At 72.1% G+C, this 26179-nt stretch carries 21 protein-coding genes; 12 read left to right on the forward strand and 9 right to left on the reverse strand.

Annotated features, from left to right (window positions below):
• The first annotated feature begins 1 nt into the window (after nucleotide 1).
• The gene (locus tag IE311_RS07780) at nucleotides 2-3058 is read left to right on the forward strand and encodes a helix-turn-helix transcriptional regulator (RefSeq protein ID WP_373313773.1); all 3057 of its coding nucleotides are present in this window, start codon (nucleotides 2-4) and stop codon (nucleotides 3056-3058) included.
• On the opposite strand, the gene IE311_RS36590 is transcribed toward IE311_RS07780, so the two are convergent.
• The 3 genes from IE311_RS36590 to IE311_RS07790 form a co-directional block, all read right to left on the reverse strand.
• Nucleotides 2942-3256 carry a DUF6191 domain-containing protein gene (locus IE311_RS36590; RefSeq protein WP_308439800.1) on the reverse strand — a complete coding sequence of 105 codons (315 nt, stop codon included), beginning with the start codon at nucleotides 3254-3256 and terminating at the stop codon, nucleotides 2942-2944. The genes IE311_RS07780 and IE311_RS36590 overlap by 117 nt on opposite strands.
• Before the next feature lie 8 nt (nucleotides 3257-3264).
• On the reverse strand, nucleotides 3265-4419 hold the full coding sequence (locus IE311_RS07785; protein WP_189830844.1) for a PQQ-dependent sugar dehydrogenase: 1155 nt from the start codon (nucleotides 4417-4419) through the stop codon (nucleotides 3265-3267).
• A gap of 113 nt (nucleotides 4420-4532) precedes the next feature.
• Nucleotides 4533-5555: an aldo/keto reductase gene (locus tag IE311_RS07790; RefSeq protein WP_189830845.1), complete on the reverse strand. Its 1023-nt coding sequence runs from the start codon at nucleotides 5553-5555 to the stop codon at nucleotides 4533-4535.
• A gap of 75 nt (nucleotides 5556-5630) precedes the next feature.
• Between IE311_RS07790 and IE311_RS07795 the strand changes: the two genes are divergently transcribed.
• From IE311_RS07795 to IE311_RS07825, 7 genes are all read left to right on the forward strand, one after another.
• On the forward strand, nucleotides 5631-6596 hold the full coding sequence (locus IE311_RS07795) for a 2-hydroxyacid dehydrogenase (protein ID WP_189830846.1): 966 nt from the start codon (nucleotides 5631-5633) through the stop codon (nucleotides 6594-6596).
• A gap of 796 nt (nucleotides 6597-7392) precedes the next feature.
• A complete protein-coding gene (locus IE311_RS07800) occupies nucleotides 7393-10242 on the forward strand; it encodes a putative bifunctional diguanylate cyclase/phosphodiesterase (RefSeq protein ID WP_373313782.1) in 2850 nt (949 codons plus the stop codon).
• Between the two features lie 228 nt (nucleotides 10243-10470).
• Nucleotides 10471-12321: an acetolactate synthase large subunit gene (locus tag IE311_RS07805; protein WP_189830847.1), complete on the forward strand. Its 1851-nt coding sequence runs from the start codon at nucleotides 10471-10473 to the stop codon at nucleotides 12319-12321.
• 41 nt (nucleotides 12322-12362) lie between these two features.
• On the forward strand, nucleotides 12363-12890 hold the full coding sequence (gene ilvN / locus IE311_RS07810; RefSeq protein WP_024756291.1) for an acetolactate synthase small subunit: 528 nt from the start codon (nucleotides 12363-12365) through the stop codon (nucleotides 12888-12890).
• A 133-nt stretch (nucleotides 12891-13023) separates the two neighbouring features.
• Nucleotides 13024-14025, forward strand: a complete 1002-nt coding sequence (ilvC, locus tag IE311_RS07815) for a ketol-acid reductoisomerase (RefSeq protein WP_189830848.1) — start codon at nucleotides 13024-13026, stop codon at nucleotides 14023-14025.
• 238 nt (nucleotides 14026-14263) lie between these two features.
• Nucleotides 14264-15853 carry a phosphoglycerate dehydrogenase gene (serA, locus tag IE311_RS07820; protein ID WP_189830849.1) on the forward strand — a complete coding sequence of 530 codons (1590 nt, stop codon included), beginning with the start codon at nucleotides 14264-14266 and terminating at the stop codon, nucleotides 15851-15853.
• A gap of 81 nt (nucleotides 15854-15934) precedes the next feature.
• The gene (locus IE311_RS07825; protein WP_189830850.1) at nucleotides 15935-16513 is read left to right on the forward strand and encodes a TetR/AcrR family transcriptional regulator; all 579 of its coding nucleotides are present in this window, start codon (nucleotides 15935-15937) and stop codon (nucleotides 16511-16513) included.
• A gap of 104 nt (nucleotides 16514-16617) precedes the next feature.
• On the opposite strand, the gene IE311_RS07830 is transcribed toward IE311_RS07825, so the two are convergent.
• The 3 genes from IE311_RS07830 to IE311_RS07840 all read right to left on the reverse strand — a co-directional run bounded on the left by IE311_RS07830 (nucleotide 16618) and on the right by IE311_RS07840 (nucleotide 20183).
• Nucleotides 16618-17790, reverse strand: a complete 1173-nt coding sequence (locus tag IE311_RS07830) for a DUF1266 domain-containing protein (protein WP_189830851.1) — start codon at nucleotides 17788-17790, stop codon at nucleotides 16618-16620.
• The gene (locus IE311_RS07835) at nucleotides 17787-18935 is read right to left on the reverse strand and encodes a DUF1266 domain-containing protein (protein WP_189830852.1); all 1149 of its coding nucleotides are present in this window, start codon (nucleotides 18933-18935) and stop codon (nucleotides 17787-17789) included. Before IE311_RS07835 ends, IE311_RS07830 begins: the two co-directional genes overlap by 4 nt.
• Nucleotides 18936-19070: 135 nt before the next feature.
• Nucleotides 19071-20183 carry a PucR family transcriptional regulator gene (locus IE311_RS07840; protein WP_189830853.1) on the reverse strand — a complete coding sequence of 371 codons (1113 nt, stop codon included), beginning with the start codon at nucleotides 20181-20183 and terminating at the stop codon, nucleotides 19071-19073.
• A 183-nt stretch (nucleotides 20184-20366) separates the two neighbouring features.
• Here IE311_RS07840 and IE311_RS07845 point away from each other — a divergent pair, with 183 nt between their 5' ends.
• The 3 genes from IE311_RS07845 (at nucleotide 20367) to IE311_RS07855 (ending at nucleotide 23335) form a co-directional block, all read left to right on the forward strand.
• Entirely contained in the window at nucleotides 20367-21293 is a 927-nt protein-coding gene (locus IE311_RS07845) for a proline dehydrogenase family protein (RefSeq protein ID WP_189830854.1), read from the forward strand.
• Nucleotides 21294-21323: 30 nt separating this feature from the next.
• Nucleotides 21324-22955, forward strand: coding sequence for an L-glutamate gamma-semialdehyde dehydrogenase (pruA, locus tag IE311_RS07850; RefSeq protein WP_189830855.1), 1632 nt, complete (start codon nucleotides 21324-21326; stop codon nucleotides 22953-22955).
• 143 nt (nucleotides 22956-23098) lie between these two features.
• Nucleotides 23099-23335 carry a hypothetical protein gene (locus IE311_RS07855; protein WP_189830856.1) on the forward strand — a complete coding sequence of 79 codons (237 nt, stop codon included), beginning with the start codon at nucleotides 23099-23101 and terminating at the stop codon, nucleotides 23333-23335.
• Here the strand turns inward: IE311_RS07855 and IE311_RS07860 are convergent.
• Nucleotides 23325-24218, reverse strand: coding sequence for an alpha/beta fold hydrolase (locus IE311_RS07860; protein ID WP_189830857.1), 894 nt, complete (start codon nucleotides 24216-24218; stop codon nucleotides 23325-23327). The genes IE311_RS07855 and IE311_RS07860 overlap by 11 nt on opposite strands.
• 110 nt (nucleotides 24219-24328) lie before the next feature.
• On the opposite strand from IE311_RS07860, the gene IE311_RS07865 reads away from it, so the two are divergent.
• A complete protein-coding gene (locus tag IE311_RS07865) occupies nucleotides 24329-24865 on the forward strand; it encodes a GNAT family N-acetyltransferase (protein WP_189830858.1) in 537 nt (178 codons plus the stop codon).
• A 7-nt stretch (nucleotides 24866-24872) separates the two neighbouring features.
• Here IE311_RS07865 and IE311_RS07870 read toward each other — a convergent pair whose 3' ends face one another.
• Complete coding sequence (locus IE311_RS07870; RefSeq protein ID WP_189830859.1) at nucleotides 24873-25607, reverse strand: hypothetical protein; 735 nt, start codon at nucleotides 25605-25607, stop codon at nucleotides 24873-24875.
• Nucleotides 25604-25942: a PadR family transcriptional regulator gene (locus tag IE311_RS07875; RefSeq protein ID WP_189830860.1), complete on the reverse strand. Its 339-nt coding sequence runs from the start codon at nucleotides 25940-25942 to the stop codon at nucleotides 25604-25606. The genes IE311_RS07870 and IE311_RS07875 overlap by 4 nt, the downstream gene beginning before the upstream one ends.
• Between the last annotated feature and the right edge of the window lie 237 nt (nucleotides 25943-26179).

A 26179-nucleotide genomic window follows, 5' to 3' on the forward strand; every position in this document is an offset into this window, starting at 1 on the left:
TATGAGCCACGGCATGGACGCCTGTGCGATGCTCGGCGCCGTGGAGACCAGGTCAGTCAGTCCCGTCTTCGTCGGCCGCGCCGGCGAACTCACCGCCCTCACCGAGGCGCTCTCCCGCGCGACCGCGGGAGAGCCCCAGGCGCTGCTCATCGGCGGCGAGGCGGGGGTCGGCAAGACCCGGCTCATCGAGGAGTTCCTCGACACGGCCTGCGAGCAGGGCGCCGTCGTCGCCCTCGGCGGTTGCGTCGAGCTCGGCGCCGACGGCCTCCCGTTCGCCCCCTTCGCCACCGCACTGCGCTCCCTCCGCCGCCGGCTCCCCGACGAACTCACCGCCGCCGCCGACGGTCAGGAGGCCGAGCTCGCCCGCCTGCTGCCCGAACTGGGCGACCCCGGCGGCCACGAATCCGCCGACGAGGACTCCACCGCCCGCCTCTTCGAACTGACGCTGCGGCTCCTGGAACGCCTCGCCGCCGACCGCACGATCGTGCTCGTCCTGGAAGACCTCCACTGGGCCGACGCCTCCACCCGGCACCTCCTCACCTACCTCCTCCGCACCCTCCGCCGGGGCCGGATCGTGATCGTCGCCAGCTACCGCGCCGACGACATCCACCGGCGCCACCCGCTGCGCCCCCTCCTCGCCGAACTCGACCGGCTCCGCACCATCCGCCGCATCGAACTCGCCCGCTTCACCCGCACCGAGGTCCACCGCCAGCTCACCGGCATCCTCGCCGCCGAACCCGACCCCGCCCTCGTCGAGGAAGTCTTCGAACGCTCCGACGGCAACGCCTTCTTCGTCGAGGAACTCGTCGTCTCCCACGAGGCCGGCTGCGCCGCCGGCCAGCTCAGCGACTCCCTGCGCGACCTCCTGCTGGTCCGGGTCGAGACGCTCTCCGAGGACGCCCAGCGGGTCGCCCGGATCGTCGCCGAGGGCGGATCCACCGTCGAGTACGGCCTGCTCGCCGCCGTCGCCCGGCTCGGCGAGGACGAACTCATCGAGGCGCTGCGGGCCGCCGTGGGCGCCAACCTGCTGCTCGCCGTCCCCGACGGCGACGGCTACCGCTTCCGCCACTCCCTGGTCCGCGAGGCCGTCAGCGACGACCTGCTGCCGGGCGAACGCTCCCGCCTCAACCGGCGCTACGCCGAAGCCCTGGAGTCCGACCCCTCGCTCGTCCGCGCCGACGAGCGCGCCAACCGGCTCGCCACCTACTGGTACCACGCGCACGACCCGGCCAAGGCCCTGCCCGCCGTCCTCCGCGCCTCCGTCGCCACCCGCAAGCGCCATGCCTACGCCGAGCAGCTCCGGCTCCTCGAACGGGCCATGGAACTCTGGGACGAGGTCCCCGCGGAGATCCGCGGCTCGCTCCGGCCCATGGACTACGCCGAGGCCTACCCGCCCTGCGGCTGCGACCCCGAGACCGCCGCACTCACCTATCTCGACCTGCTCGCCGAGGCCGCCGTCGCCGCCCGGCTCAGCGGAGACCGCGACCGCGCCCTGAAGATCGGCAAGATGGCGCTGGGTCTCCTCGACGGCGGCGACGCCCAGGACCCCCTGCGGGCCGCCTGGTTCTGGACCGAGAAGGCCCGTCTCCAGTCCAACCTCGGCCGCGGCGACGGCCGGGCGGAGATAGCCCGGGCCCAGGAACTCGTCAAGGGCCTCCCGCCCTCCGCCGTCCACGCCGTGGTCCTCGTCGGCGCCGCCGGCTGGGGCATGCTCCGCAACCCCGGCCCCGACGCCCTCGCCGCCGCCGAACGCGCCGTCGAGTACGCCCGGCACGTCAAGGCCGAGTCGATCGAACTCAACGCCCGCCTCACCCTCGGCACCCTCATGGTCGCCGCGGGCGACGTGGAGACGGGGCTCGCCGAGATGCACGAGGTACGGGAACGGACCACGGCCCTCGGCCAGTTCACCGAAGCCGCCCGCGCCCACATCAACATCTCCTCCGCCCTGGAGTCCCTCGGCCGCTCCCGCGAGGCCGTCGAACTCACCGACACCGGCATCCGCCTCGCCCGCACCTACGGTCTCGTCGACAGCGTCGGCTGGGTCGAGGCCAACCGGGCCGAATCCCTCCTCTCCCTCGGCCACTGGGACGAGACCCGGGAGGCCGCCGAACGACTGCTCCGCTCGGCGACCAGCACCAAGCCCCGCGGCTCGGCCTCCCTCCGTCTCGCCCAGCTCGCCGCCGCCCGCGGCGAACTCGACGCGGCCGGCCGCCACCTCGCCGACGCCCGCTCCGTCTACGGCACCCGCGACCCGATCCCGCAGTACACCCTGCCCATGGCCCAGGTGGAGATCGCCGTGGCCGCCGCCGAGGGGCGCGTCGCGGACGTCCGGACCCAGCTCGCCGCCGCCGAACGGGGCGGCTTCCCGCCCGGCACCCACCGCTACGGCTGGCCGCTCGTCCTCACCGCCGTCACCGCCGAGGCCGAAAGCCGTGGGCTGCCCGCCGCCGACGAGGGCCGCGCGGAGGCGCTCGAAGCGATCCGCCGCAGCGTCCGGAGCCTCGCCGCCCCGGCCCCCGTCTGGATCGCCTACGGCCGACAGGTCTCCGAGGAGCTCGCCCGCGCCGAGGGCCGCGAGACCGCCGCCCGCTGGGCCGAGGTCGTCGCCGCCTACGCACCGCTGGAACGCCCCGCCCAGCTGGCCCGCGCCCAGCACCGCCTCGCCGACGCCCTGCTCGTCGAGGGCGGCCGCCGCGAGGAGGCCGCGGCCCTGCTCCGCGAGGCCCACACCACCGCCATCCGTCTCGGCGCCCGCCCGCTCCGCGAGGACGTGGAACTCCTCGCCGCCCGAGCCCGCCTCTCCCTCGCCCCGGAGAAGCGGGTCCCGACGCCGCCGGATCCCGGGGACGACACCTTCGGTCTGACCCCCCGGGAGCAGGACGTCCTCGGCCTGGTCGCGGCCGGCCGCACCAACCGTCAGATCGCCGAGGAGCTCTTCATCTCACCCAAGACGGCCAGCGTCCACGTCTCCAACATCCTCGCCAAGCTCGGCGTCGCCGGCCGTGGCGAGGCCGCGGCCCTGGCCCACCGCCTCCACCTCCTCGACACGGCCCTCTGACCGACCGGCCTCCCCGGGATCCCCCGCCGCGCCGCGGGGGGCCCGTATCGTCACCCGGCCGGAGGTGAGATCTATCGGGCCGCGCGAGGGGTCGGCGTCGCCCGGATCCTCCCTGGTCAGGGCCTGCCTGCGCAGCTCCTCCTCGGTGTGCCTGCGGCCTGGGGCGAACAGTTCCGCCAACGGGTCGAACACGGTCACCAGCTCCTTCAGCTCACCTCCAGCCGGAGGATCCTGTCGTCCCCTGGCCCGGGGGTGCCCCGGGTGTCGGTTTCGCTGGTCACCAGCCAGAGCCGCCCGCCGCCCCCCGCGAGGACCGTGCGCAGGCGTCCGTACTCCTGTGTCAGGAACGCCTCGGGGTCCCCGGACCGTTCCGCACCGGAGAGCCCAACCCGCCACAGCCGCTCGCCTCTCAGCCCGGCCATCCAGATCGCGCCCCGCGCGTACGCGATGCCGCTGGGAGATGCCTCCGAGGTCGGCCACTGGGCCACCGGATCCACGAATCGGGCCTCGCCGGCCCGGCCCTCGACCTCCGGCCAGCCGTAGTTCTTCCCGCGCTCGACCAGATTCAGCTCGTCCCAGGTGTTCTGCCCGAACTCGGCCGCCCACAGACGGCCCTCCGCGTCCCAGGCGATGCCCTGCACATTGCGGTGCCCGTACGAATAGACCACCGAACCGGCGACGGGATTGCCCGGTGCGGGCTTCCCCTCGGGCGTCATCCGCAGGATCTTCCCGCCGAGCGAGTCCCGGTCCTGGGCCAGACCGGTCCGGCCCGTCTCGCCCGTCCCCGCGTACAGCATCCCGTCCGGCCCGAACGCGATCCGGCCGCCGTTGTGCACGATCCCCTTCGGGATGCCGGTCAGGACCGGCTGCGGGACGCCGAGCCGGTCGCCGTCCGCGCCCCCGTACCGCATGCGCACGATGCGGTTGTCCGACTCCGCCGTCAGATACGCGTACACCCAGCCGTCCCGCACCGCGAGGCCCATCAGCCCGCCCTCACCGCCGGGGACCACCCCGGGCACCTCGCCCAGCGAGGTCTTCGCCCCGGTCCGCCCGTCGACCCGGGTGATCGTCCGCTCGTCCCGCGAGGAGACCAGCAGATCCCCGCCGGGCAGCTCGGCGAGTCCCCAGGGCGACTTCAGCCCCTCGGCGAGCGTGCCCGTCACCGCCACCCGGCCGCCCGAGGGCGCGGCGGCGGACGAGGCGGCCGACGAGGCGGCCGACGACGAGGCGGACCCGGTCGCGGTCGCCGACGTCGGGGGAGCGGTGCCCGGCCGATCCTCGGTACCTCCCGAGGAACAGCCCGCCACCAGGACCAGCACGGCGGCGCCCCAGAGGGCCTTCACAACAGCAGGACGGCTCATGGCACGGTCCCCTTCGCGAGTCGAGCGGCATCCCTTCACCCTTGATACACCGCCCGACCCGATCAGGTTCCCGATCACCCCGGCCACGAGCCTGCCGCCCGTCCCGCGCCCCCTCAGTCCCAGGACCCCCGGGGCGCCGGAAGCGCCCGGATCTCCGCCAGATCCCCGGCCGTCAGCCGCAGCCCCGCCGCCCGGGCGTTCTCCACGGCCCATCGCTCCCGCTTCGCCCCCGGCACCGGTACGACGTGCGGCCCCCGGCCGAGCACCCACGCGAGCGCCACCTGGGCCGGGGTGACCTCCGCCCCGTGCCGGGCGGCCACCCGCCGCAGCCCCGCCACCAGCGGCTGGTTCGCCGCCATCATCTCCGCGGTGAAGCGGGGGTGCCGGGCCCGCGGATCCTCCGGTTCGAAGCCGCCGCCCGGGGTCAGCGTGCCGGTCAGGAAACCGTTCCCCAGCGGCATCGCCGCCAGGAAGCCGACGCCCCGCGCCGCGCACCAGGGCAGCAGCCGCGCCAGTGCCTCCTGGGACCACACCGACAACTCGGCCTGCACCGCGGCCACCGGGAAGACCTGCTGGATCCGCTCCAGTTGGCGGATCGTTCCCTCGTACCCGTCACGGCCGACGCCGGTGGTCCCCCTCTGGGCCGACCGGGCGCCGACGGCGCACAGCCCGAGCGCCCGTACCTTCCCCGCCGAGACCAGTTCGGCCATCGCGCCCCAGGTCTCCTCGACCGGCACCTCGGGGTCCGCCCGGTGCAGTTGGTACAGGTCGATCACATCGGTCCGCAGCCGGCGGAGCGAGGCGTCGCAGGCCCGGCGCACATACCCCGGCCTGCCGTCGGCGACCACGTGCCGACGCCCGCCGCCGTCGCCGACGAGCAGTCCGCACTTCGTCGAGACGAAGGCGTCCGCCCGCCGCTCCTTCAACACCCGCCCCAGCAGTAGCTCGTTGGTGAACGGCCCGTACATGTCGGCGGTGTCGAGCAGGCTCACCCCGGCGTCCAGTGCCGCGTGCACGGTCCGCAGCGAGCGGTCCCCCCGCTGTTCCGAACGGCTGTACGCCCAGTTCATCGGCATGCACCCCAGGCCGATCGCACCCACGTCGAGCGCCGTCGCCCCGATAGTCCTGCGCTCCACCTGCCGGTACCCCTCCCTGTGCCGTCCCCCAAAGTAACCAATGGCGCACGGGATTCTTCGCATAGCCTCCCGCTCATGAGATTCGAGAACACGACCGCTGACGTGTGGCTTCCGATTCCCGCGGACGAGATCGACGATCTCCCCGAAGCGGGAGCGTCGGGCCTGAACTACCGCTTCTGGGACGGCGGGCCGGAGTTCCCGGCCGATCCGGCGCGCTGCGCCTTCTACGTCGTCCCGTACATGAAGGGCTCCGAGATCGCCGTCCGGCCGCTGGCCGCGATGACCTCGCTCCGGGCCGTGCAGACCCTTTCGGCGGGCATCGACCACGTCACGCCCGGCATCGGCTCGCTGCCCCCGGGCGTCGACGTCTGCAACGCGAAGGGCGTCCACGAGGCCAGCACCGCCGAGCTCACGCTCGCCCTGATCCTGGCCTCGCTGCGCGGCATCCCCGGCTTCGTCCGCGGCCAGGACGCCGAGGAATGGCGGGCCGGCTTCTACCCGGCCCTCGCCGACAGGTCGGTCCTGATCGTCGGGTACGGGTCGATCGGCGCCGCCATCGAGGACCGGCTCGCGCCCTTCGAGTGCGCGCGGGTGGCGCGCGTCGCACGCTCCGCGCGCACCACAGCGCGCGGCCCGGTCCACGCACTGACGGAGCTGCCCGGGCTGCTTCCGGATGCGGACGTGGTCGTCCTCTCGACTCCGCTCACGCCCGCGACCAGGCATCTCGCCGACGCCGGGTTCCTGGGCCGGATGAAGGACGGGGCGCTGCTCGTGAACGTCGCCCGGGGGCCGGTCGTCGACACGACGGCCCTGCTCAAGGAGGTCGAGAGCGGCAGGATCACGGCGGCGCTCGATGTCACAGACCCGGAACCGCTGCCGGCCGGGCACCCCCTGTGGCACGCTCCCGGTGTCCTGATCAGTCCGCATGTGGGAGGTTCCACTTCGGCCTTCATGCCCCGTGCGAAGCGGTTGGTCGCGGGGCAGCTGCGGCGGTTCGCGGCGGGCGAGGGGCTGGCCAACGTCCTTCTCACCACCACCTGAGCCGCCGTCCGGGTGAGGCCGGGATGGGCCGGTCGGGTGGCGCGCGCCCCGACACGCGCCGTGCACGAGCCCCTCACCGTCACGGAGAGTACTGCGACCCTGTCCCTGAGTGACGGTCCTGGTGTATCGTCCCGGAGCGGGGGACTGCGTCGAGTACGGGCTGACGCTGGGGAGCGAAGTGACGGGTCATCAGATTTCGAGGGGGGCGACGGGTGAAGCACGGCCGGAGGACCGACGATCCGACGCGGCGACGCCGCCGTCGGCGAGCCTTCCGGGCCTGGCCGCAGGTCTCGCACCATCCGTGCCGGACCAGGCCGCGCAGCACCGCGCGCCCCACGCCGCCGCCGAACCGACGGACACCGGACCGGCCGGCCGGCCGCAGGGCGGGCCGGTCGCCGGACCGGACCGCGGACCGGACGCCGGACCGGCCTGCGGACCACCGGCCGGTCGGGACTCGGGGCCGGGCTCCGGACCGCACACCGAACCGGACTGGGGGCCGGACCCGGGACCGGGTCGCGGAGACGGGGGTCACGGTGCCGAACCACCGGGCCCGAGCGCTGCCGCCCCGGTCACCCGAGCCCCCGCGTCCCACGGCGGCCCCGCGCCGCACGGCGCACCCGCGTCCCACGGTGCCTGTGAGGCCTGTGGTGGCGCCGTGCCGGAGTCGGTCGTCCCTGTCGTACGGGACCCGGCCGGCCCCCACGACTGCGACGGGCACGCGCCCGGGGGCCCCGACGAGCCGTCGGCGCGCCCGCACGACGCGGCCGGCTGCGGTGGCGCGGCGCCGGAGGGTCCGGTGACGGCGCCCGGGGCGGTCCTCGCGCGCCGAACCGCCGGCGGCCCCGGCGGCGCCGGCGTGGAACCCGGCCATCCGGACCCCGGACGCCCCGGCATCGGCGCGATCCTCTCCCAGATCGCCCTGGGGCTGATCTGCGCGGGCTACACGACCGGCGCCTCGCTCGGCTGGGGCTCACCCGAACTCGCCCTCTTCATGGGCGACTTCGGACTCAGCGCCGCCGCCCTCACCGCCGCGGTCTCCTGCTTCCTCTACGCCCGGGCCCACCGCGGCAGCGCCCGCCCCGCCTGGCTGCTCTTCGCCTTCTCCTCGTTCATGGCCTCCGCGGGCAACGCGGTGTGGGGCTGGTACGAGGTCGTGCTCCGTACGGAGGTGCCGGACTCCTCCGTCGCCGACCTCTTCTTCTTACTCTTCGCACCGCCCGCCATCGTCGGGCTCCTCGTCCTGGCCAAGAAGCCCGTGACCCGGGCCGGCTGGGTCTGCCTGGGACTCGACGCCTGGCTCATCGGCGGCTCCCTGCTCACGCTCTCCTGGAGCCTCGCCCTCGCGCGCACGGCCCATTTCCAGGACGAGCCCGTCGCGCAGGCGGCCCTGTCCCTCGCGTACCCGCTGCTCGACATCGTCCTCGTGAGCATGGTCCTCGTCCTGCACTTCCGGCGTTCCCAGGCCAACCGCTCGGCGACCAACACCGCGATCGCCGCGCTCGCCCTGACCGTCCTGTGCGACGCCCTGTTCACCTCGCCGCTGCTCCGCGAGAACTACGCCTCGGGCCAGCTGCTCGACGCCGGGTGGTTCGCCGGCTCCCTGCTGCTCGCCTACGCGCCGTGGGGTGTGCGCCGTCTTCCGGACAGCGCCGCCACCGCGCGCGGGCCGTGGCTGCACAGCCGTCCGGTGGCCGGTTCGCTCGCCGCACTCACCCCGTACCTCGCCGCCGCCGTCTGCACCCTCGGCATCCTCTACAACGTCGTCGAGGGGCGCAGGGTCGACCGCGTCGTCGTCCTCACCGGCTGCACGGTGGTCCTGGCCCTCGTCGTACGGCAGGGCATCATGCTCCTCGACAACATCGCCCTGACCCACGAACTGGCCCAGAAGGAGAACCACTTCAGGTCGCTCGTGCAGGGTTCCAGCGACGTCATCATGATCGCCGCGCCCACCGGGGTGCTCCGCTACGTCAGCCCGGCCGCCTCCGGGGTCTACGGACGCGACGCCGAGGAGCTGATCGGCTCCGAACTCGCCTCGCTCATCCATCCCGAGGACCTCGGTGGCGTCGTCCACGAGGTACGGCGCTTCCTGGCCGTCTCGCCCGCCGAGGAGCCGACCACCCGGATCGAGTGCCGCTTCCGCTCCGGTCGCGGCGACTGGCTCAACGTCGAGTCGACGGTCAACCGTCACCAGGGCGGCCTGATCTTCAACAGCCGGGACGTCACCGAACGCGTGCGGCTCCAGGCCCAGTTGCAGCACAACGCCGAGCACGACCCGCTCACCGACCTGCCCAACCGGGCGCTCTTCACCCGACGGGTCCGGCAGGCGCTCGGCGGCCGTCGCGCCTCCGACCCCGGCACCGCCGTGCTCTTCATCGACCTCGACGGCTTCAAGGGCGTCAACGACCGCCTCGGCCACCAGGCCGGGGACGACCTCCTCGTCCAGGCCGCCCGCCGCCTCCACGACTCCGTGCGGGCCGGGGACACGGCCGCCCGGCTCGGCGGCGACGAGTTCGCCGCCCTCATCCTCGGTGACGGCTGCCGCGACCAGGCCGCCCGCCGGAAGCAGGTCCAGGAGATCGCCGACCGGCTCCGGCTCACCCTCTCCCGGCCGTACCGCGTCGACGGCGGTCAGGAGGTGCGGGTCGCCGCCTCCATCGGAGTGGCCTTCGCCGAGCCGGGCATCGAGGCGGGCGACCTCCTGCGCAACGCCGACCTCGCCATGTACCGCGCCAAGGCGGCCGGCAAGGACCGGGTCGAGCTCTACGCGCCCCAGATGCAGGCCGAGGTGGTCCGACGGACCGAGCTGGCCGCCCGGCTGCGCACCGCACTCCACGACGGCGAGTTCGCGCTGCTCCACCAGCCGGTCGTCGACCTCGCCACCGGCCGGATCTCCGCCGTCAGCGCCCAGGCGCGCTGGCGCTCCGCCCAGGGCATCCTCTTCACCCCCGCCGAGTACCTCCGGGTCACCGACGACTCCGAGCGGACCGCGGAGCTCGGCCGCTGGCTCCTGGAGGAGGCCGTGGAGCAGGCCGCCGAACGGGCGGGAATCGGCCACCGTACGCCGGTGTCCATCCGGATCTCCGCCGGACGCCTCCTGGACCGCTCGCTGCCGCTCGGCTCGGTCGAGTCGCTGCTCACCCGGCACGGTCTGCCGTCCGGCTCGCTGATCGTCGAACTCGCCGACAGCGATCCCCGGATCTCGCTCGACGAGCTGGAACAGCGCCTGGTCACCCTGCGCCGTCTCGGGGTGCGGATCGCGCTCGACGGATTCGGCAGCGGACATATGGCGATCAACGCGCTCCGGAGGCTTCCCGTCGACATACTGAAGCTGGACCGCGGACTCGTCGAGGGCGTGGTCGAGTCGGCCAGGCTCCGCAAGATCACCCGCGGGGTGCTCCGTATCGCCGCCGAGCTCGGGATGCAGACCGTCGCCGAGGGCGTCGACGTACCGGAGCAGGTCGTCGCGCTGCGGGCCATGGGCTGCAGCCATGCCCAGGGCATGGCCTTCTCGGGCCCGCTCGACGAGTACCGGCTGCGCAGGGCCCTGGTGCGGGACGAGTACCCGCTGCCCGGGACGGTCCCCGTCCGTGTCGGAAACCGTCCCCCGTTCCGCTCAAATAATGAGACGCCCGTCCCACCCACTTGACAGTGGTGAGGGCTGAGAGGGAGGGTCAGTGCCATGCGCACCCGAATTCTCGTACTTGGAAAGCGCGTCGGCTGAAGCAGGGCCACCGTAGGCCTCGCTTGATACGCACCCGACGCGCTCCCCTCGCTTGCCTCACGGCACGAGGGGTTTTTTGTTGCACCGACTCATTCCAAAGTCGCCGCAAACCCCTGCAAAACACCTCGCAAAAACCCTCTGCTTCGAGAAGAGATGCTGATGACCGACCAGGCCACCGGGCACCATCCGCAGCCGCGGCCCCGTAGCGGCGCGCAGCCCGCCACCACCGTCGAGCACGTCACGGGTGCGCAGTCCCTCATCCGTTCTCTCGAGGAAGTGGGCGCCGACACCGTCTTCGGCATCCCCGGCGGCGCGATCCTTCCCGCCTACGACCCGATGATGGACTCGCAGCGGGTCCGCCACATCCTGGTCCGCCACGAGCAGGGCGCGGGGCACGCGGCCACCGGCTACGCCCAGGCGACCGGCAGGGTCGGCGTCTGTATGGCCACCTCGGGACCGGGCGCCACCAACCTGGTCACCCCGATCGCCGACGCGCACATGGACTCGGTCCCGCTCGTCGCGATCACCGGCCAGGTCGCCTCGAAGGCCATCGGTACGGACGCCTTCCAGGAGGCGGACATCTGCGGCATCACGATGCCGATCACCAAGCACAACTTCCTGGTCACCAAGGCCGAGGACATCCCGCGGACGATCGCCGAGGCCTTCCACATCGCCTCCACCGGCCGCCCCGGCCCGGTCCTGGTCGACATCTCCAAGGACGCCCTGCAGGCGAAGACCACCTTCAGCTGGCCGCCGCAGACCGACCTGCCGGGTTACCGCCCGGTGACCAAGCCCCACGCCAAGCAGATCCGCGAGGCCGCCAAGCTGATCAACGCGGCCAAGCGCCCCGTGCTGTACGTCGGCGGCGGCGTCATCAAGGCCGGTGCGACGGCCGAGCTGAAGATCCTCGCCGAGCTCACCGGCGCCCCGGTCACCACCACCCTGATGGCCCTCGGCGCCTTCCCCGACAGCCACCCGCTGCACGTGGGCATGCCCGGCATGCACGGTGCCGTCACCGCCGTCACCGCACTGCAGAAGGCCGACCTGATCGTCGCCCTCGGCGCCCGCTTCGACGACCGCGTCACCGGCAAGCTCGACAGCTTCGCCCCGTACGCCAAGATCGTCCACGCGGACATCGACCCGGCCGAGATCGGCAAGAACCGCGCCGCCGACGTCCCGATCGTCGGTGACGCCCGCGAGGTCATCGCCGACCTGGTCCAGGCCGTCCAGGCCGAGCACAGCGAGGGCAACAAGGGCGACTACACCGCCTGGTGGAGCGACCTGAGCCGCTGGCGCGAGACCTACCCGCTCGGCTACGACCTGCCGGCGGACGGCAGCCTCTCGCCGCAGCAGGTCATCCAGCGCATCGGCCAGCTCGCCCCCGACGACACGATCTTCGCCGCCGGTGTCGGCCAGCACCAGATGTGGGCCGCCCACTTCATCGACTACGAGCGCCCGGCCACCTGGCTGAACTCCGGCGGTCTCGGGACGATGGGGTACGCGGTCCCCGCCGCGATGGGCGCCAAGGCCGGTCAGCCCGACCGCCCGGTCTGGGCGATCGACGGCGACGGCTGTTTCCAGATGACCAATCAGGAGCTCACCACCTGCGCCCTGAACAACATCCCGATCAAGGTCGCCATCATCAACAACGGCGCCCTCGGGATGGTCCGCCAGTGGCAGACCCTCTTCTACAACCAGCGCTACTCCAACACCGTCCTGCACTCCGGCCCGGACGACGTCCAGGCGAACAAGGGCACCCGCGTCCCCGACTTCGTCAAGCTCTCCGAGGCCATGGGCTGTGTCGCCCTGCGCTGTGAGGACCCGGCCGACCTGGACAAGGTCATCGCCGAGGCCAATGCCATCAACGACCGCCCGGTCGTGATCGACTTCATCGTCCACGAGGACGCCCAGGTCTGGCCGATGGTCGCCGCCGGCACCTCGAACGACGAGGTCATGGCCGCCCGGGGTGTCCGCCCCGACTTCGGCGACGGCGAAGACGACTGAAGCGCGGAACGAAGCAGAGCGAAAAGGAAGAGACCCAGATCATGTCCACCAAGCACACGCTCTCCGTTCTCGTCGAGAACACGCCCGGCATCCTCGCCCGGATCGCGGCCCTGTTCTCGCGCCGCGGCTTCAACATCGACTCCCTCGCCGTGGGTGTCACCGAGCACCCCGACATCTCCCGCATCACCATCGTGGTCAATGTCGAGGACCTGCCCCTCGAGCAGGTGACCAAGCAGCTCAACAAGCTGGTCAACGTCCTGAAGATCGTCGAACTCGAGCCCAGCGCTGCGATCCAGCGCGAGCTCGTCCTGGTGAAGGTCCGCGCCGACAACGAGACCCGCTCCCAGATCGTCGAGATCGTGCAGCTGTTCCGTGCCAAGACCGTGGACGTCTCGCCCGAGGCGGTCACCATCGAGGCCACCGGTTCGAGTGACAAGCTCGACGCGATGCTCAAGATGCTGGAGCAGTTCGGCGTCAAGGAGCTCGTGCAGTCCGGCACGATCGCCATAGGGCGTGGCTCCCGGTCCATCACGGACCGGTCCCTCCGGGCCCTCGACCGCAGCGCCTGAGAGTCATCGCCCCAGAGTCATCGAAGGTCAACCGGCGGTCCATCCGCCGGTCCGACTGACGAGACCCGAAAACGTTCCTCCCGCTCCCCGCCGTACGGTGGGACGCAACACCAGCACCTCAAGGAGATTCCCAGTGGCCGAGCTGTTCTACGACGACGACGCCGACCTGTCCATCATCCAGGGCCGCAAGGTCGCGGTGATCGGTTACGGCAGCCAGGGCCACGCCCACGCGCTGTCGCTCCGTGACTCCGGTGTCGACGTCCGCGTCGGTCTGCAGGAGGGTTCGAAGTCCAAGGCCAAGGCCGAGGAGCAGGGCCTGCGCGTCGTCTCCGTCGCCGAGGCGGCGGCCGAGGCCGACCTCATCATGATCCTGACCCCGGACCCGATCCAGGCGCAGGTCTTCGAGGAGTCCATCAAGGACAACCTGAAGGAGGGCGACGCGCTCTTCTTCGGTCACGGTCTGAACGTCCGTTACGGCTTCATCAAGGTGCCCGAGGGCGTCGACGTCGCCCTGGTCGCCCCGAAGGGCCCGGGCCACCTGGTCCGTCGTCAGTACGAGGAGGGCCGCGGCGTTCCGTGCATCGCGGCCGTCGAGCAGGACGCGACGGGCAACGCCTTCGCGCTGGCGCTCTCGTACGCCAAGGGCATCGGCGGCACCCGCGCCGGCGTCATCAAGACGACCTTCACCGAGGAGACCGAGACCGACCTCTTCGGCGAGCAGGCCGTGCTCTGCGGTGGCACCGCGGCGCTGGTCAAGGCGGGCTTCGAGACCCTGACCGAGGCCGGCTACCAGCCGGAGATCGCGTACTTCGAGTGCCTCCACGAGCTGAAGCTCATCGTCGACCTCATGTACGAGGGCGGCCTGGAGAAGATGCGCTGGTCGGTCTCCGAGACCGCCGAGTGGGGCGACTACGTCACCGGCCCGCGGATCATCACCGACGCCACCAAGGCGGAGATGAAGAAGGTCCTCGCGGAGATCCAGGACGGCACCTTCGCCAAGGAGTGGATGGCCGAGTACCACGGCGGTCTGAAGAAGTACAACGAGTACAAGACCCAGGACGAGAACCACCTCCTGGAGACCACCGGCAAGGAGCTGCGCAAGCTCATGAGCTGGGTGAACGACGAGGAGGCGTAAGCCTTCGGGGCAGGGGCCGGACGGTGCGTCCGGCCCCTGTCCACATCGTTGGACACCCCGTCCAACCACGGACGGGTGATCCTTCCAACGAGGCGCATGATCGGCGCCGACGCACCACTACACTGCTCAACAACATTCGCGTTCAGGCCCACAGCGTCGTGCGCTTTCACGCGGCAAGCCCCCTCCACCGCCTGCGGCCGTCGGGACGGCCGTCCGCACTGGATCTGTGAGGACTCACGTGAGCTCGAAACCCGTCGTACTCATCGCTGAAGAGCTGTCGCCCGCCACCGTCGACGCACTGGGCCCGGACTTCGAGATCCGGCACTGCAACGGCGCGGACCGCGCCGAACTGCTGCCCGCCATCGCCGACGTGGACGCGATCCTGGTCCGTTCCGCGACCAAGGTCGACGCCGAGGCCATCGCGGCCGCCGGCAAGCTGCGGGTCGTCGCCCGTGCCGGTGTCGGTCTGGACAACGTGGACGTCTCCGCCGCCACCAAGGCCGGCGTCATGGTCGTCAACGCCCCGACGTCGAACATCGTCACCGCCGCCGAGCTCGCGTGCGGTCTGCTCGTCGCCACCGCGCGGAACATCCCGCAGGCCAACACGGCGCTGAAGAACGGCGAGTGGCAGCGGTCCCGGTACACGGGTGTCGAGCTGAGCGAGAAGACCCTCGGCGTCGTCGGCCTCGGCCGCATCGGTGTCCTGGTCGCCCAGCGCATGTCCGCGTTCGGCATGAAGATCGTCGCGTACGACCCCTACGTGCAGCCCGCCCGCGCCGCCCAGATGGGGGTGAAGCTGCTGGCCCTGGACGAGCTCCTGGAGGTCGCGGACTTCATCACCGTCCACCTGCCGAAGACCCCGGAGACCCTCGGTCTCATCGGTGACGAGGCGCTGCACAAGGTCAAGCCCTCGGTCCGCATCGTCAACGCCGCGCGCGGCGGGATCGTGGACGAGGCGGCGCTCTTCACCGCCCTCAAGGAGGGCCGGGTCGCCGGCGCGGGTCTCGACGTGTACGCGAAGGAGCCCTGCACGGACTCCCCGCTCTTCGAGCTCGACCAGGTCGTCTGCACCCCGCACCTCGGCGCGTCCACGGACGAGGCCCAGGAGAAGGCCGGTATCGCGGTCGCCCGCTCGGTGCGTCTGGCGCTCGCCGGCGAGCTCGTCCCGGACGCGGTCAACGTCCAGGGCGGTGTCATCGCGGAGGACGTCAAGCCCGGTCTGCCGCTCGCCGAGAAGCTCGGCCGCATCTTCACCGCCCTCGCGGGCGAGGTCGCGGCCCGTCTCGACGTCGAGGTGTACGGCGAGATCACCCAGCACGATGTGAAGGTGCTGGAACTCTCCGCGCTCAAGGGCGTGTTCGAGGACGTCGTCGACGAGACCGTGTCGTACGTCAACGCCCCGCTGTTCGCGCAGGAGCGCGGCGTCGAGGTGCGGCTGACCACGAGCTCCGAGTCGCCCGACCACCGCAACGTGGTGACCGTGCGCGGCACGCTGTCGAGCGGCGAGGAGGTCGCGGTCTCCGGCACGCTCGCCGGCCCCAAGCACCTTCAGAAGATCGTCGCGGTCGGCGACTACGACGTGGACCTGGCGCTCGCCGACCACATGGTCGTGCTGCGCTACGAGGACCGCCCGGGTGTCGTCGGCACCGTCGGCCGGATCCTCGGCGAGGCCGGTCTGAACATCGCCGGCATGCAGGTCTCCCGCGCGGAGGAGGGCGGCGAGGCCCTCGTCGTGCTCACCGTGGACGACACGCTCCCGGCCCCGGTGCTCGCGGAGATCGCGGCGGAGATCGGCGCCACCTCGGCCCGTTCGGTCAACCTGATCTGACGCCCGACCCCGTACGGCCTCGTACCCGGTCGCTAGACGCTCGTCTTACACAAGTGTCTAGCGACCGGGTACAGTGCTGTCATGGGACACAAGGAAGACCTGCTCGAAGGCGCCAAGCGCTGCCTCCTGGAGAAGGGGTACGGGCGCACCACGGCCCGTGACATCGTCGCCGCCTCCGGCACCAACCTCGCCTCCATCGGCTACCACTACGGCTCCAAGGACGCCCTGCTCCAGCAGGCCTTCCTCGCCGTCACGGAGGAGTGGGGCGAGGCGGTCGGACCCGCGGGCAGCGGCGAGGAGAAGCGGGAGCTGCCGGCCGACCCCTACCAGCGCTTCCACGCCGTGTGGGAGCAGGTCATCGCCGCCGCCGGGGCCAGCAGGCCCGTCTGGAAGCTCCAGACCGAGATCGTCACCCGGCTGGACGACGACGAGAAGCTGCGCGAGGCGATCAAGGAGCCGCAGCGCGAGGGGCGGCTCGGCATGGCCGAGGGCTTCCTCGGCATCGACCCGGAGGCGGACCCGGAGAAGGCCCGGGTGGCCGGACTGCTCTGCCAGGCCCTCGCCACCGGCGTCATGATCCAGTGGATGGTCGACCCGGACACGGCGCCGACGGCGGACGACCTCACGGCGGGACTCAAGGTCCTGATGGGTGAGCAATAGCGCCGGACACGGGCGGAGTCGTCGTGCCCGATGGGTGCACGGTCGCCGCGAACGGGGCGGAACCCGTCGGCGCGTGACGGCGGGCGGGGGCGAGCGCCCGCGGCTCAGCGCCAGGGGAGATTGCGCCAGGGGCTGCCCTCGTGCTCCGTCAGGACGCGATGGGCCGCCACGTTCTGCTCGTGGTACGGGCCGTACTCCTCCCCGTCGAAACGCAGCACCCGCCCCAGCGCGTACCCCGTCGAGTAGTCCTGCCACGACCCGTAGGCCGAGCGGGCCAGCGCCCCCGCGTGGACGATCGCCTGCTCGGCCTCCGGAGGCGCGCAGAAGCGGGCCGTCAGGCCCCAGCGGGTCAGGTTCACCGCCCGGCCGTAGTCGTACGCGACCGTCCTGCGCACCCGGCCGTCCGGCGGCAGCAGCCCTTCGGCACGGAACCGGGCCTCGTAGCGCACGATGCGGCGGACCAGTTCCTCGATGTGCCGCACCGACGACGGGTGCGCGCCCAGGTCCTGGGCGTGGCCCGCGGCCGTCTCGCGCCACTCGTCGGGCGACGGGACCGCACCGCGCGCGATCCGCAGCTCCTCGCGGACCTTGAGGGCGAAGTCCGGCTCCGGCGGGCTGTTGCGGCCGTCGAGGAGCGCGTCCAGCTCCTTCCGCCAGCCCTCCCGGTCGGTGACGTCCCAGCCGTCGCGGAGCGTGTCGAGTTCATGGGTGTATCCCATGTAGACGGAGCCGACGTCGTTCCACGGGACGCCGTTGGCGAAGGCCAGATGGGCGCCGCACGCGAGGCCGAAGGCCAGCGGGCCGTGCAGGGCGCCGTGGCGCAGGGCGGTGAAACGGTCGCCCGATCCCCGTTCCCGTTCGCTGTACGCGCGCAGCCATCCCGCCCGGTGCTCGGGTGTGGTGGGCAGCAGCAGCTCGGCGGGGGTGCCGCCGTTGACGGCGAGGAACAGCCGCGGGTCCCGCCAGCTGAACTCGGCGACCCAGCGGAGGGTGACCGCGTGGAACACCCAGTCCGGGTGCCAGGGCGGCAGCATCCCGCGGGTGAGGATCTGCCGGACGAGGAGCCCCTTCGCCGTCTGCCGCGGCGGCCAGTGGACGTTGTCCGGGGCGGCGTCCACCTCGGCCCTGGGGGCGGGGATGAAGAGCTCGGCGTCGGCGAGGACTCGGACCTGGGCCGGGAAGTCGCCGCGCAGCCCCGCCTCGTGCAGCAGCTGTTCGGTCTCGGACGGCGGCAGCCACGAGGTGTCGGGGGATGCGGGGCGTCGGCGGGGGCTCATGACCAAGGGATGTTCCGGTAGGGGCTCGAAGGGTCCTGCGTGAGAGTCCGGTGGACGGCCACGGACTCCTGGTACATCGGCTCGGGGTCGCCCTCGTCGAAGTGGATCAGCCGGGCGAGCAGATAGCCGAGGGAGAACTCCTCCCAGGAGCCGTACTCCCCGCGGGCGGATTCGAGGACCTTCAGGACGGACTCCTCGGCCTCCCGCGGCTCGCAGTACCGGGCGCCGAGCGCGAGGCGTACGACGTTCACGGCGCGGCCGTGGTCGAAGGCGGCGAGGGTGTCGACCCGGCCGTCCGGCGGGAGGAGGCCGTCGGCGCGGAACCGCGCCTCGTAGTGGGTGATCCGTCGCAGGAACTCCGCGGCCTCGGCCCGGTCCTCGCCGTAGGGGTCGTCCCGCTCGAAGGTCACGGTGACCATCGAGGCCCACTGCTCGTCGCTCGGCGGGTGGCCGAGGCGTGCGGTGAGGCGGCGCCGCATCCCGAGGACGGACTCGGGGACCCGGCCGACCAGCCGGGTGGCGATCAGGGTCCGCAGCTTGTCCCGGAAGTCCGCCCGGTGGTGGACGGCCCAGGGGCGGCGCAGCCGGGAGACGTCGGTGGGGTAGTCCTCGTACTGGGCGCCGAGCCCGTTCCACACCAGGCCGTTGAGGACGGCGAGGTGCGCGCCGAGCGCGAGGGCGTGTGCGACCGGCCCGTGCAGCGGCCCGCCGGCGTGGGTGAGCAGGCGGAGCCGCGCCGGTCCGCCGCCCCGGGTGCCCGCCTCCTCCCAGGCCCGCCGGTCGGCGGCCCGGGCGGGGAGCGCGGCCTGGAACGGGGTGTCCGGGTTGACGGCGAGCCACCACCGGTCGTTCGGCCAGGCCGCGGCGAGCCGGGCGAGGGTGGTCTGCTTGAACACCCAGTCGGGGTGCCACTCCGGCAGCATCCCCTCGGTCAGCACCGGTACGACGGTGCGCCGGGCGGTCTTGTCGCGCTGGGAGGGGAGTCGTGGGGTGTAGCCGGGCGCGTCCGCGTGCACCCGGGCCTGCAGGACGTAGAGACGTGTCCTTCCGAGGGCGTCCAGGACGGCCGCCCGGTCCTCGCGGGCGCCCGCCTCGTACAGCAGCCGCTCGGTCCGTGTCGGCGGTGCCCAGTTCCCCGTGGTCATGGGGGAGATCCTACAAACCGGCCAAACCGGCCCGGGGGAGCGGTCGTTCGGAGCCTTCGGAGCCTTCGGAGCCTTCGGAGCCTTCGGAGCCTTCGGACCTTCCGGCGCCGGGGCGCCCCGCGGGGGAGTCCGTGCTCAGAGCCGCGCCGACTTCAGGGACATGTGGAGCAGCAGGCGGTCCTCGCCGTCGTCCAGGTCCAGGCCCGTGAGCTGTTCGACCCGGGACAGCCGGTAGTAGAGGGTCTGGCGGTGGATGCCCAGGGCTGCCGCCGTGCGGCCCGCCTGGCCCGCGTTGTCGAGGAACACTTCGGCGGTGCGGGCCAGTTCGGTGTGCGCGGGTGCGAGGAGCGGGGCGACGGCGGGGTCGATCTCGGGGTGGTAGAGCGCCGCGAGCAGGCGGTACGGGCCGATCCCGGCCCACTCGGCGACCGGGCCGAGGGTCGGCTGGGCCGTGGCCGCGCGGGCCGCCGTGTTGGCCTCGCGCCAGGCCGCCGGGAGCTCCGTGAGGCCCCGGCGAGGGGTCGCGATGCCGGCCGGGGCGGCGCCCCGCAGCCGGGCGGCGGCCGTGTGCGCGGGGGAGAGGTCCTCGGCCGTGCGCAGCCGTACGAGGACGGCGAGGGAGCCGCTCTCGGGGAGCGTGGCGGCCGCCGCCCCGCCGGGGACCGACCGGATCGAAGGGGGGTCGCCCTGCCAGGGGGTCACGCAGACCACGGTGTGCAGACCGTCCGCGCTGGGGCCCAGGGCCACCCGGAGCGCCGCGACGGCCATGTCGCTCTGCCAGCCGCGTCCGGCGGTCAGGACCGCGGCGAACTCGCGCGAGAGGTCGGTGTCCGCGCGCTCCTCGTCGGCCAGCAGGCCGCCGATCCGGGTGGCGACCTCCATCGCGGCCGTCAGCTGCCCGGGCGTGGGGCCGGGCTCGGCGTCGAGCAGCCAGACGTAGCCGAGGACGACCCCCCGATGGCGTACGGGCAGACAGAGGCGGTCCCGGAACACCCCGGCGTCCGGCGCGGCCGGGATGCGGACCGGGCCCGTCGCCCGGGTGATGCCGAAGCCCTCGAACCAGGCGCGGACCGCCGGGGTCGACTTCCGGGTCAGGATCGACCGGGTCCGGACGGGGTCCATCGCGGTGTCGTCGTCGCTGTCGTGGGCGCCGAAGGCGATCAGGCCGAAATCGCGGTTCTCCAACGTCGCCGGCGCGCCGAGCAGCGCGGAGATCTCGTCGACCAGGTCTTGGTAATCGCCCTTCACAGCGCCATTCTCGCACCCTCTCAGACATATGTATGAGATGCCGCGCACGGATGCGTGACAGGTGTAGATGGCGGACGATCGGAGCGATCCTTAGGTTTCACGGTGGTTCCTCGTGCTGTTCCCGTTTTCTTACGGAAGATCGGGTACGGCACCCTTCGTCACCCTGTCCTTCTGGAGGTCCCCGTGCTGGGTCCCGTGATCCTCGCCGCGTCGCGCAGCGACAAGATGCGCCGTTTCGTGTCGGCCGCCCCCGGGACCAAGCAGGTCGTCGCCCGCTTCATCGCCGGTGAGTCGGTCGACGACGTCGTCCCGATCGTCCGGGAGCTGAGCGAGCGCGGCCTGGAGGTCACCCTCGACGTGGTCGGTGAGGACATCACCACCGTCGAGCAGTCGTACGCCGCCCGGGACGCCTACCTGGAGCTCATCGGCCGTCTCAAGGAGCTGGGCCTCGGCGAGCGCGCCGAGATGTCCGTGAAGCTCTCCATGTTCGGCCAGTCCCTGGAGAACGGCCACGAGCTGGCCCTCGCCAACGTCCGCCCGGTCGTCGAGGCCGCGGCCGAGATCGGCACCACGGTCACCCTGGACGCCGAGGACCACACCACCCTCGACTCGATGTTCGCCATCCACGAGGAGCTGCGGAAGACCCACCCGCAGACCGGCTGTGTCATCCAGGCCTACCTCTTCCGCACCGAGGACGACGCCCGTCGCCTCGCCGCGAACGGCTCCCGCGTCCGGATCGTGAAGGGCGCCTACAAGGAGCCCGCCTCCGTCGCCATCCAGGACAAGCCCGAGATCGACAAGGCCTACGTCCGGATCATGAAGATCCTCATGGACGGCGAGGGCTACCCGATGATCGGGTCCCACGACCCGCGCCTGATCTCCGTCGGCCAGGAGCTCGCCCGCCGTGCGGGGCGCAAGCTGGACGAGTACGAGTTCCAGATGCTGTACGGCATCCGCAGCGAGGAGCAGAACCGGCTCGCCGCCGAAGGTCACCGCATGCGTGTCTACACCGCGTACGGCACCGACTGGTACGGCTACTTCATGCGCCGCCTCGCGGAGAAGCCGGCCAACCTCCTCTTCTTCGTCCGCTCCATCCTCACCAAGGGCTGAGCCCACCTCTCACAAGGAGTATCGAGACTCATGGACGCTGTCACCCAGGTCCCCGCTCCGGTCAACGAGCCGGTGCACAGCTACGCCCCCGGTTCCCCCGAGCGCCTCCGTCTGGAGACCAAGCTCAAGGAGCTGGCCGAGAACCCGCGCGAGCTGCCGATGACCATCGGCGGCGTGAAGCGCCTCGGCGGCGGCGAGGAGTTCAAGGTCGTCCAGCCGCACAACCACAAGGCCGTCATCGGCACCTTCCGCGGCGCCACCGAGCAGGACGCCCAGGACGCGGTCGACGCGGCCCTGGCCGCGGCCCCGGCCTGGCGCGCGATGGCCTTCGACGACCGTGCCGCGATCATCCTGCGCGCCGCCGAGCTGCTCGCCGGCCCGTGGCGCGAGACGCTGGCCGCGTCGACGATGCTCGGCCAGTCGAAGACCGCCCAGCAGGCCGAGATCGACACCCCGTGCGAGCTCGTCGACTTCTGGCGCTTCAACGTGGCGTACGCCCGCCAGATCCTGGCCGAGCAGCCGCCGGCGAACTCCCCGGGTGTGTGGAACCGTCTGGACCACCGCCCGCTGGAGGGCTTCGTCTACGCGATCACGCCGTTCAACTTCACGGCCATCGCGGGCAACCTGCCCACCGCCCCGGCCCTCATGGGCAACGTGGTGGTCTGGAAGCCGTCCCCGACGCAGACCCACTCCGCCGTGCTCCTCATGGAGCTCCTGGAGGAGGCCGGCCTGCCGAAGGGCGTCATCAACCTGGTGACCGGCGACGGCATCGCCGTCTCCGAGGTGGCCCTGAACCACCCCGACCTGGCCGGTATCCACTTCACCGGTTCGACCAGGACCTTCCAGCACCTGTGGAAGACGGTCGGCACCAACATCGAGAAGTACCGCTCGTACCCCCGGATCGTCGGCGAGACCGGTGGCAAGGACTTCGTCGTCGCGCACCCCAGCGCCGACCGCGCCATCCTGAAGACCGCGCTGACCCGTGGCTCCTTCGAGTTCCAGGGCCAGAAGTGCTCCGCGTCCTCGCGCGCCTACGTCCCGGCCTCCATCTGGAACGACGGCTTCAAGGAGGAGTTCGCGGCCGAGGTCGACGGCATCACCATGGGTGACGTCACCGACCTGTCGAACTTCATCGGCGCCGTCATCGACGAGCGCTCGTTCGCCAAGAACAAGGCCGCGATCGACCGTGCCGCGGCCGACCCGACCTGCACGATCGTCGCCGGTGGCACGTACGACGACTCGGTCGGCTACTTCGTCCGTCCGACGGTCATCGCCTGCACCGACCCGGAGAACGAGGTCTTCAAGGCCGAGTACTTCGGCCCGATCCTGGCGATCCACGTCTACGAGGACGACCAGTACGACGCGATGCTGACCCAGATGGAGTCGGTCTCGGACTACGCCCTCACCGGCTCGGTCATCTCCGGCGACCGCGCGGCGGCCGCGTACACGATGGAGAAGCTCCGCTTCGCCGCGGGCAACTTCTACATCAACGACAAGTCGACCGGCGCCGTCGTCGGCCAGCAGCCCTTCGGCGGCGGCCGCGCCTCGGGTACGAACGACAAGGCCGGCGCCCCGCAGAACCTGATGCGCTGGACGCTGACCCGCGCCATCAAGGAGACGCTGGTTCCGCCGACCGAGTACGGCTACCCGCACATGGGCTGACGCCCACCCGCCTCCACCGGAGGCCCGCCGCGCGAGCGGCCCCCGATCACCGCCCCCCTTCTCGGTCCCCCAACCGAGGACGGGGGCGGTTCTCATGCCGCGGGCTTACGCTGCTGGGAGGGGGTTCGGTGAGGAGGCGCGACATGCCCGGTTCGACGACACTCGGCCCCGGGCACGGGGTCGACGCGGTCGAGCACCTCGACGCGCTGCGGATGACGTCCCTGATGAAGGAGCTGAGCCGGCTGCTCAGGGCGACGGGACCCGACCGGATGACCGACGCGCAGGTCGCGGCCCTGTGCGGCGGCGAGGCCGGCCGTCGGGAGGACTTCACCGACTGGGTGGAGCGCGTCGTCCGCGACCTGGAGAAGGCTACGGCCTGAGCGGAACGCGCCGCGCGAGGAAGTCGCCGATCAGCGAGGCGATCCGCGGCGCGTGGGTCTCCAGGGCGAAGTGGCCCGTCGGGAGGAGGTGGATCTCGGCGTCCGGGAGGTCGCGGCGGAAGGCTTCGGCGCCCGCCGGGACGAAGACCTGGTCCCCTTCGCCCCAGACGGCGAGGAGCGGGACCCGGCTGGTGCGGAAGTACTCCTGGAAGGCCGGGTAGAGGTCGAAGTTGCTGCCGTAGTCGGCGATCAGGCCGAGCTGGATGTCGTCCTGGCCCTCGCGTGCCATCAGTGCGGCGTCGTGGTGCCAGGCGTCGGGGCTGAGCAGGTCGCGGTACTCGGGCGGGACGCCCGTCTCGTACTGCCAGCGGATGCCGTCGAGGGAGCGGATCGCACGGACCGGCTCCTCGGTCTCGGGGGTGCGCTCGGCGATGAGGGCGAGGACCGGCGCCCAGGCCTCGGCGCCGAGGCCCTCCTCGTAGGCGTTGCCGTTCTGGCTGATGATCGCGGTGATCCGCTCGGGGTGGGCGAGGGCGAGGCGCAGGCCGATGGGGGAGCCGTAGTCCTGGATGTAGAGCGCGAACCGGTCCAGGCCCAGGGCCTCGGTGAACGCGGAGGTGAGTCCGGCCAGCTCGGCGAAGGTGTAGTCGACGTCGGCGGCCGACGGGGCGGCGCTGCGGCCGAAGCCCAGGTGGTCGGGGGCGATCAGCCGGTAGTCGCCGGCGAGCAGTGGGATCAGGTCGCGGAACATGTGCGAGCTGGTGGGGAAGCCGTGCAGCAGCAGGAGGACGGGGGCGTCGGCCGGGCCGGCCTCGCGGTAGGCGATCTCGTGGCCGCGGACCTGGACGGTGCGGTGGTGGATCGGCAGCACGGTCGTCGTCATTTCTAACCCCTCAAATTCGCATGACCGGTTATGGGTATGACTCAACCAGGGGTTGGCTAACCTGTCAATAATTCAATGGGGGTTAGGTGGAGCTGTGGGAGCCTGAGGTCATGACCGTGAGGACCGCACCCACCCATGAACTCGGGGCCGACCGGCTCCGCTCCGCCCGCGAGCTGCTCGACGCCGCCTTCGACGGCGACTTCTCCGACGAGGACTGGGACCACGCCCTCGGTGGCGTCCACGCCTGGATCGAGGACGAGCGCGGCATCGCCGCCCATGGGGCTCTCGTCATGCGCCGGGTGCTGCACCGCGGACGCTCGTACCGCGTCGGCTACGTCGAGGCCGTCGCCGTCCGGGCCGACCGCAGACGGCAGGGGCTCGGCGGGCTGGTGATGGACGCGCTGGAACGCGCGGCCGACGGCACGTACGCCTTCGCGGCCCTGTCCGCGTCCGACGACGGGGCCGCGCTCTACCGGGCGCGCGGCTGGCGGACCTGGGAGGGGGCGATCGAGGTGCTCGGGCCCGAGGGGGTCGTCCGGCTCGCGGACGAGGAGGGCTCCACCTTCGTGCGCCCGGCGGCCGGGAGCGCGCTGCCCGACGCCACCGCCCCGCTGACCTTCGACTGGCGGGACGGCGACGTGATGTGAGCGGGGCTCAGGATCCGGAGCGGCGCTGATCCACCCGCCCCTTCGTGGTCTCCAGGTGGGAGGTGAAGAGGGCGGAGAACATGGAGGCGAGGGCGATGGTGATCGCGAGCCCGCCCATGCCGAGCGTCCCGATGAAGCACGCCGCCGCCGCGCCGCCGACCAGGACGAGCCAGACCGCGAGGGCCACCTTGCCGCGACGGCTCAGGAACAGCCACCGGTGCGGGGCGTCCGGCCGTCCTTCCAGGGCGCCCGCCGGGCCCGCCGTCGCCGCGCGCGGCCGCTTGAAGTAGCCGTACACGAGCCACTCGCCGCACAGCTCCCAGCCCTCGGGCTCCAGCTCGGCCAGGACCTTCGCGCGGCGACGGGCGCCGATGACCTCGCGGCGGTACTCCCAGCGCAGCGTCGCCGTCGTGGAGCGGCGGCAGACGAACCGGCCGAGGGAGTCCAGGGACTCCACCTCCCAGCCCTGGTCGCCGTGGAGGGTGAGCATCCGGCGGTCGTTGAAGAGGTCGGCCGTCCAGGTCCAGGACTCCGCCCGTCCGTCCGGCTCCCCGGGCACCGGGGCGAGCCCGCCGAGCCGTGCGGCGAACCCGGCGGCGGGTCCGAACTCCTCCTCGGGGGCCGCCCCGGTCTCCGCGAGATGCCCGCGCAGGTCCTCGACGGTGGCGGCGATCTGCTCGTCCGGTACGCCGGCGGCGCGCAGTGCGCCGGAGAGCTCGCTGAAGTAGGTGTCGGTGGTCATGGTGTCGTCCCCCCTGGGCTGAGCATGGTCCGTACGGCGTGGTGGAAGTCCAGCCAGGCGTCGCTCTCGGCGGCCAGCAGCTCGCGGCCGGGCCCGGTGAGCCGGTAGTAGCGGCGGCCCGGGCCGCGCTCGGCGGCACGGAACTCGGCCTCCACCAGACCGGCTTCCTCCAGGCGGTTCAGTACGGGATAGAGCGTCCCGCCCTTGATCTCGCCGAGTCCCGCCTCGGCGAGCGCCTTGGCGATCTCGTACCCGTAGCTCTCGCCGTCGGTCAGGCGGGAGAGGACGAGCAGGTCGAGGACTCCCTTGAGCCAGCTGGATCTGCGGTCTGCCATGGGTGCATTGGATCACCAGCTAGGTAGGAATGCAAACTAGATAGGGGAGTCGAAGGTCGCCGCGGGGTGACGCGCGGTTCCGGGCCGTCTCAGATAGTAGGAAGTCCGAGTAATTGTGGAGACAGATGCGGTGGCCTGCCCTAGCTTTGTAGAAGCCGAACGTCTCGCTTCATCAGCGAATGGCGGTCGAGAGCGCGACGCCCCTGTGCAGGCAACCCCTGCGGCGACGCTCCCCGC

Origin of the sequence: Streptomyces zaomyceticus, assembly GCF_014656215.1 — a bacterium.
In the GTDB taxonomy this organism is placed as follows: domain Bacteria; phylum Actinomycetota; class Actinomycetes; order Streptomycetales; family Streptomycetaceae; genus Streptomyces; species Streptomyces zaomyceticus.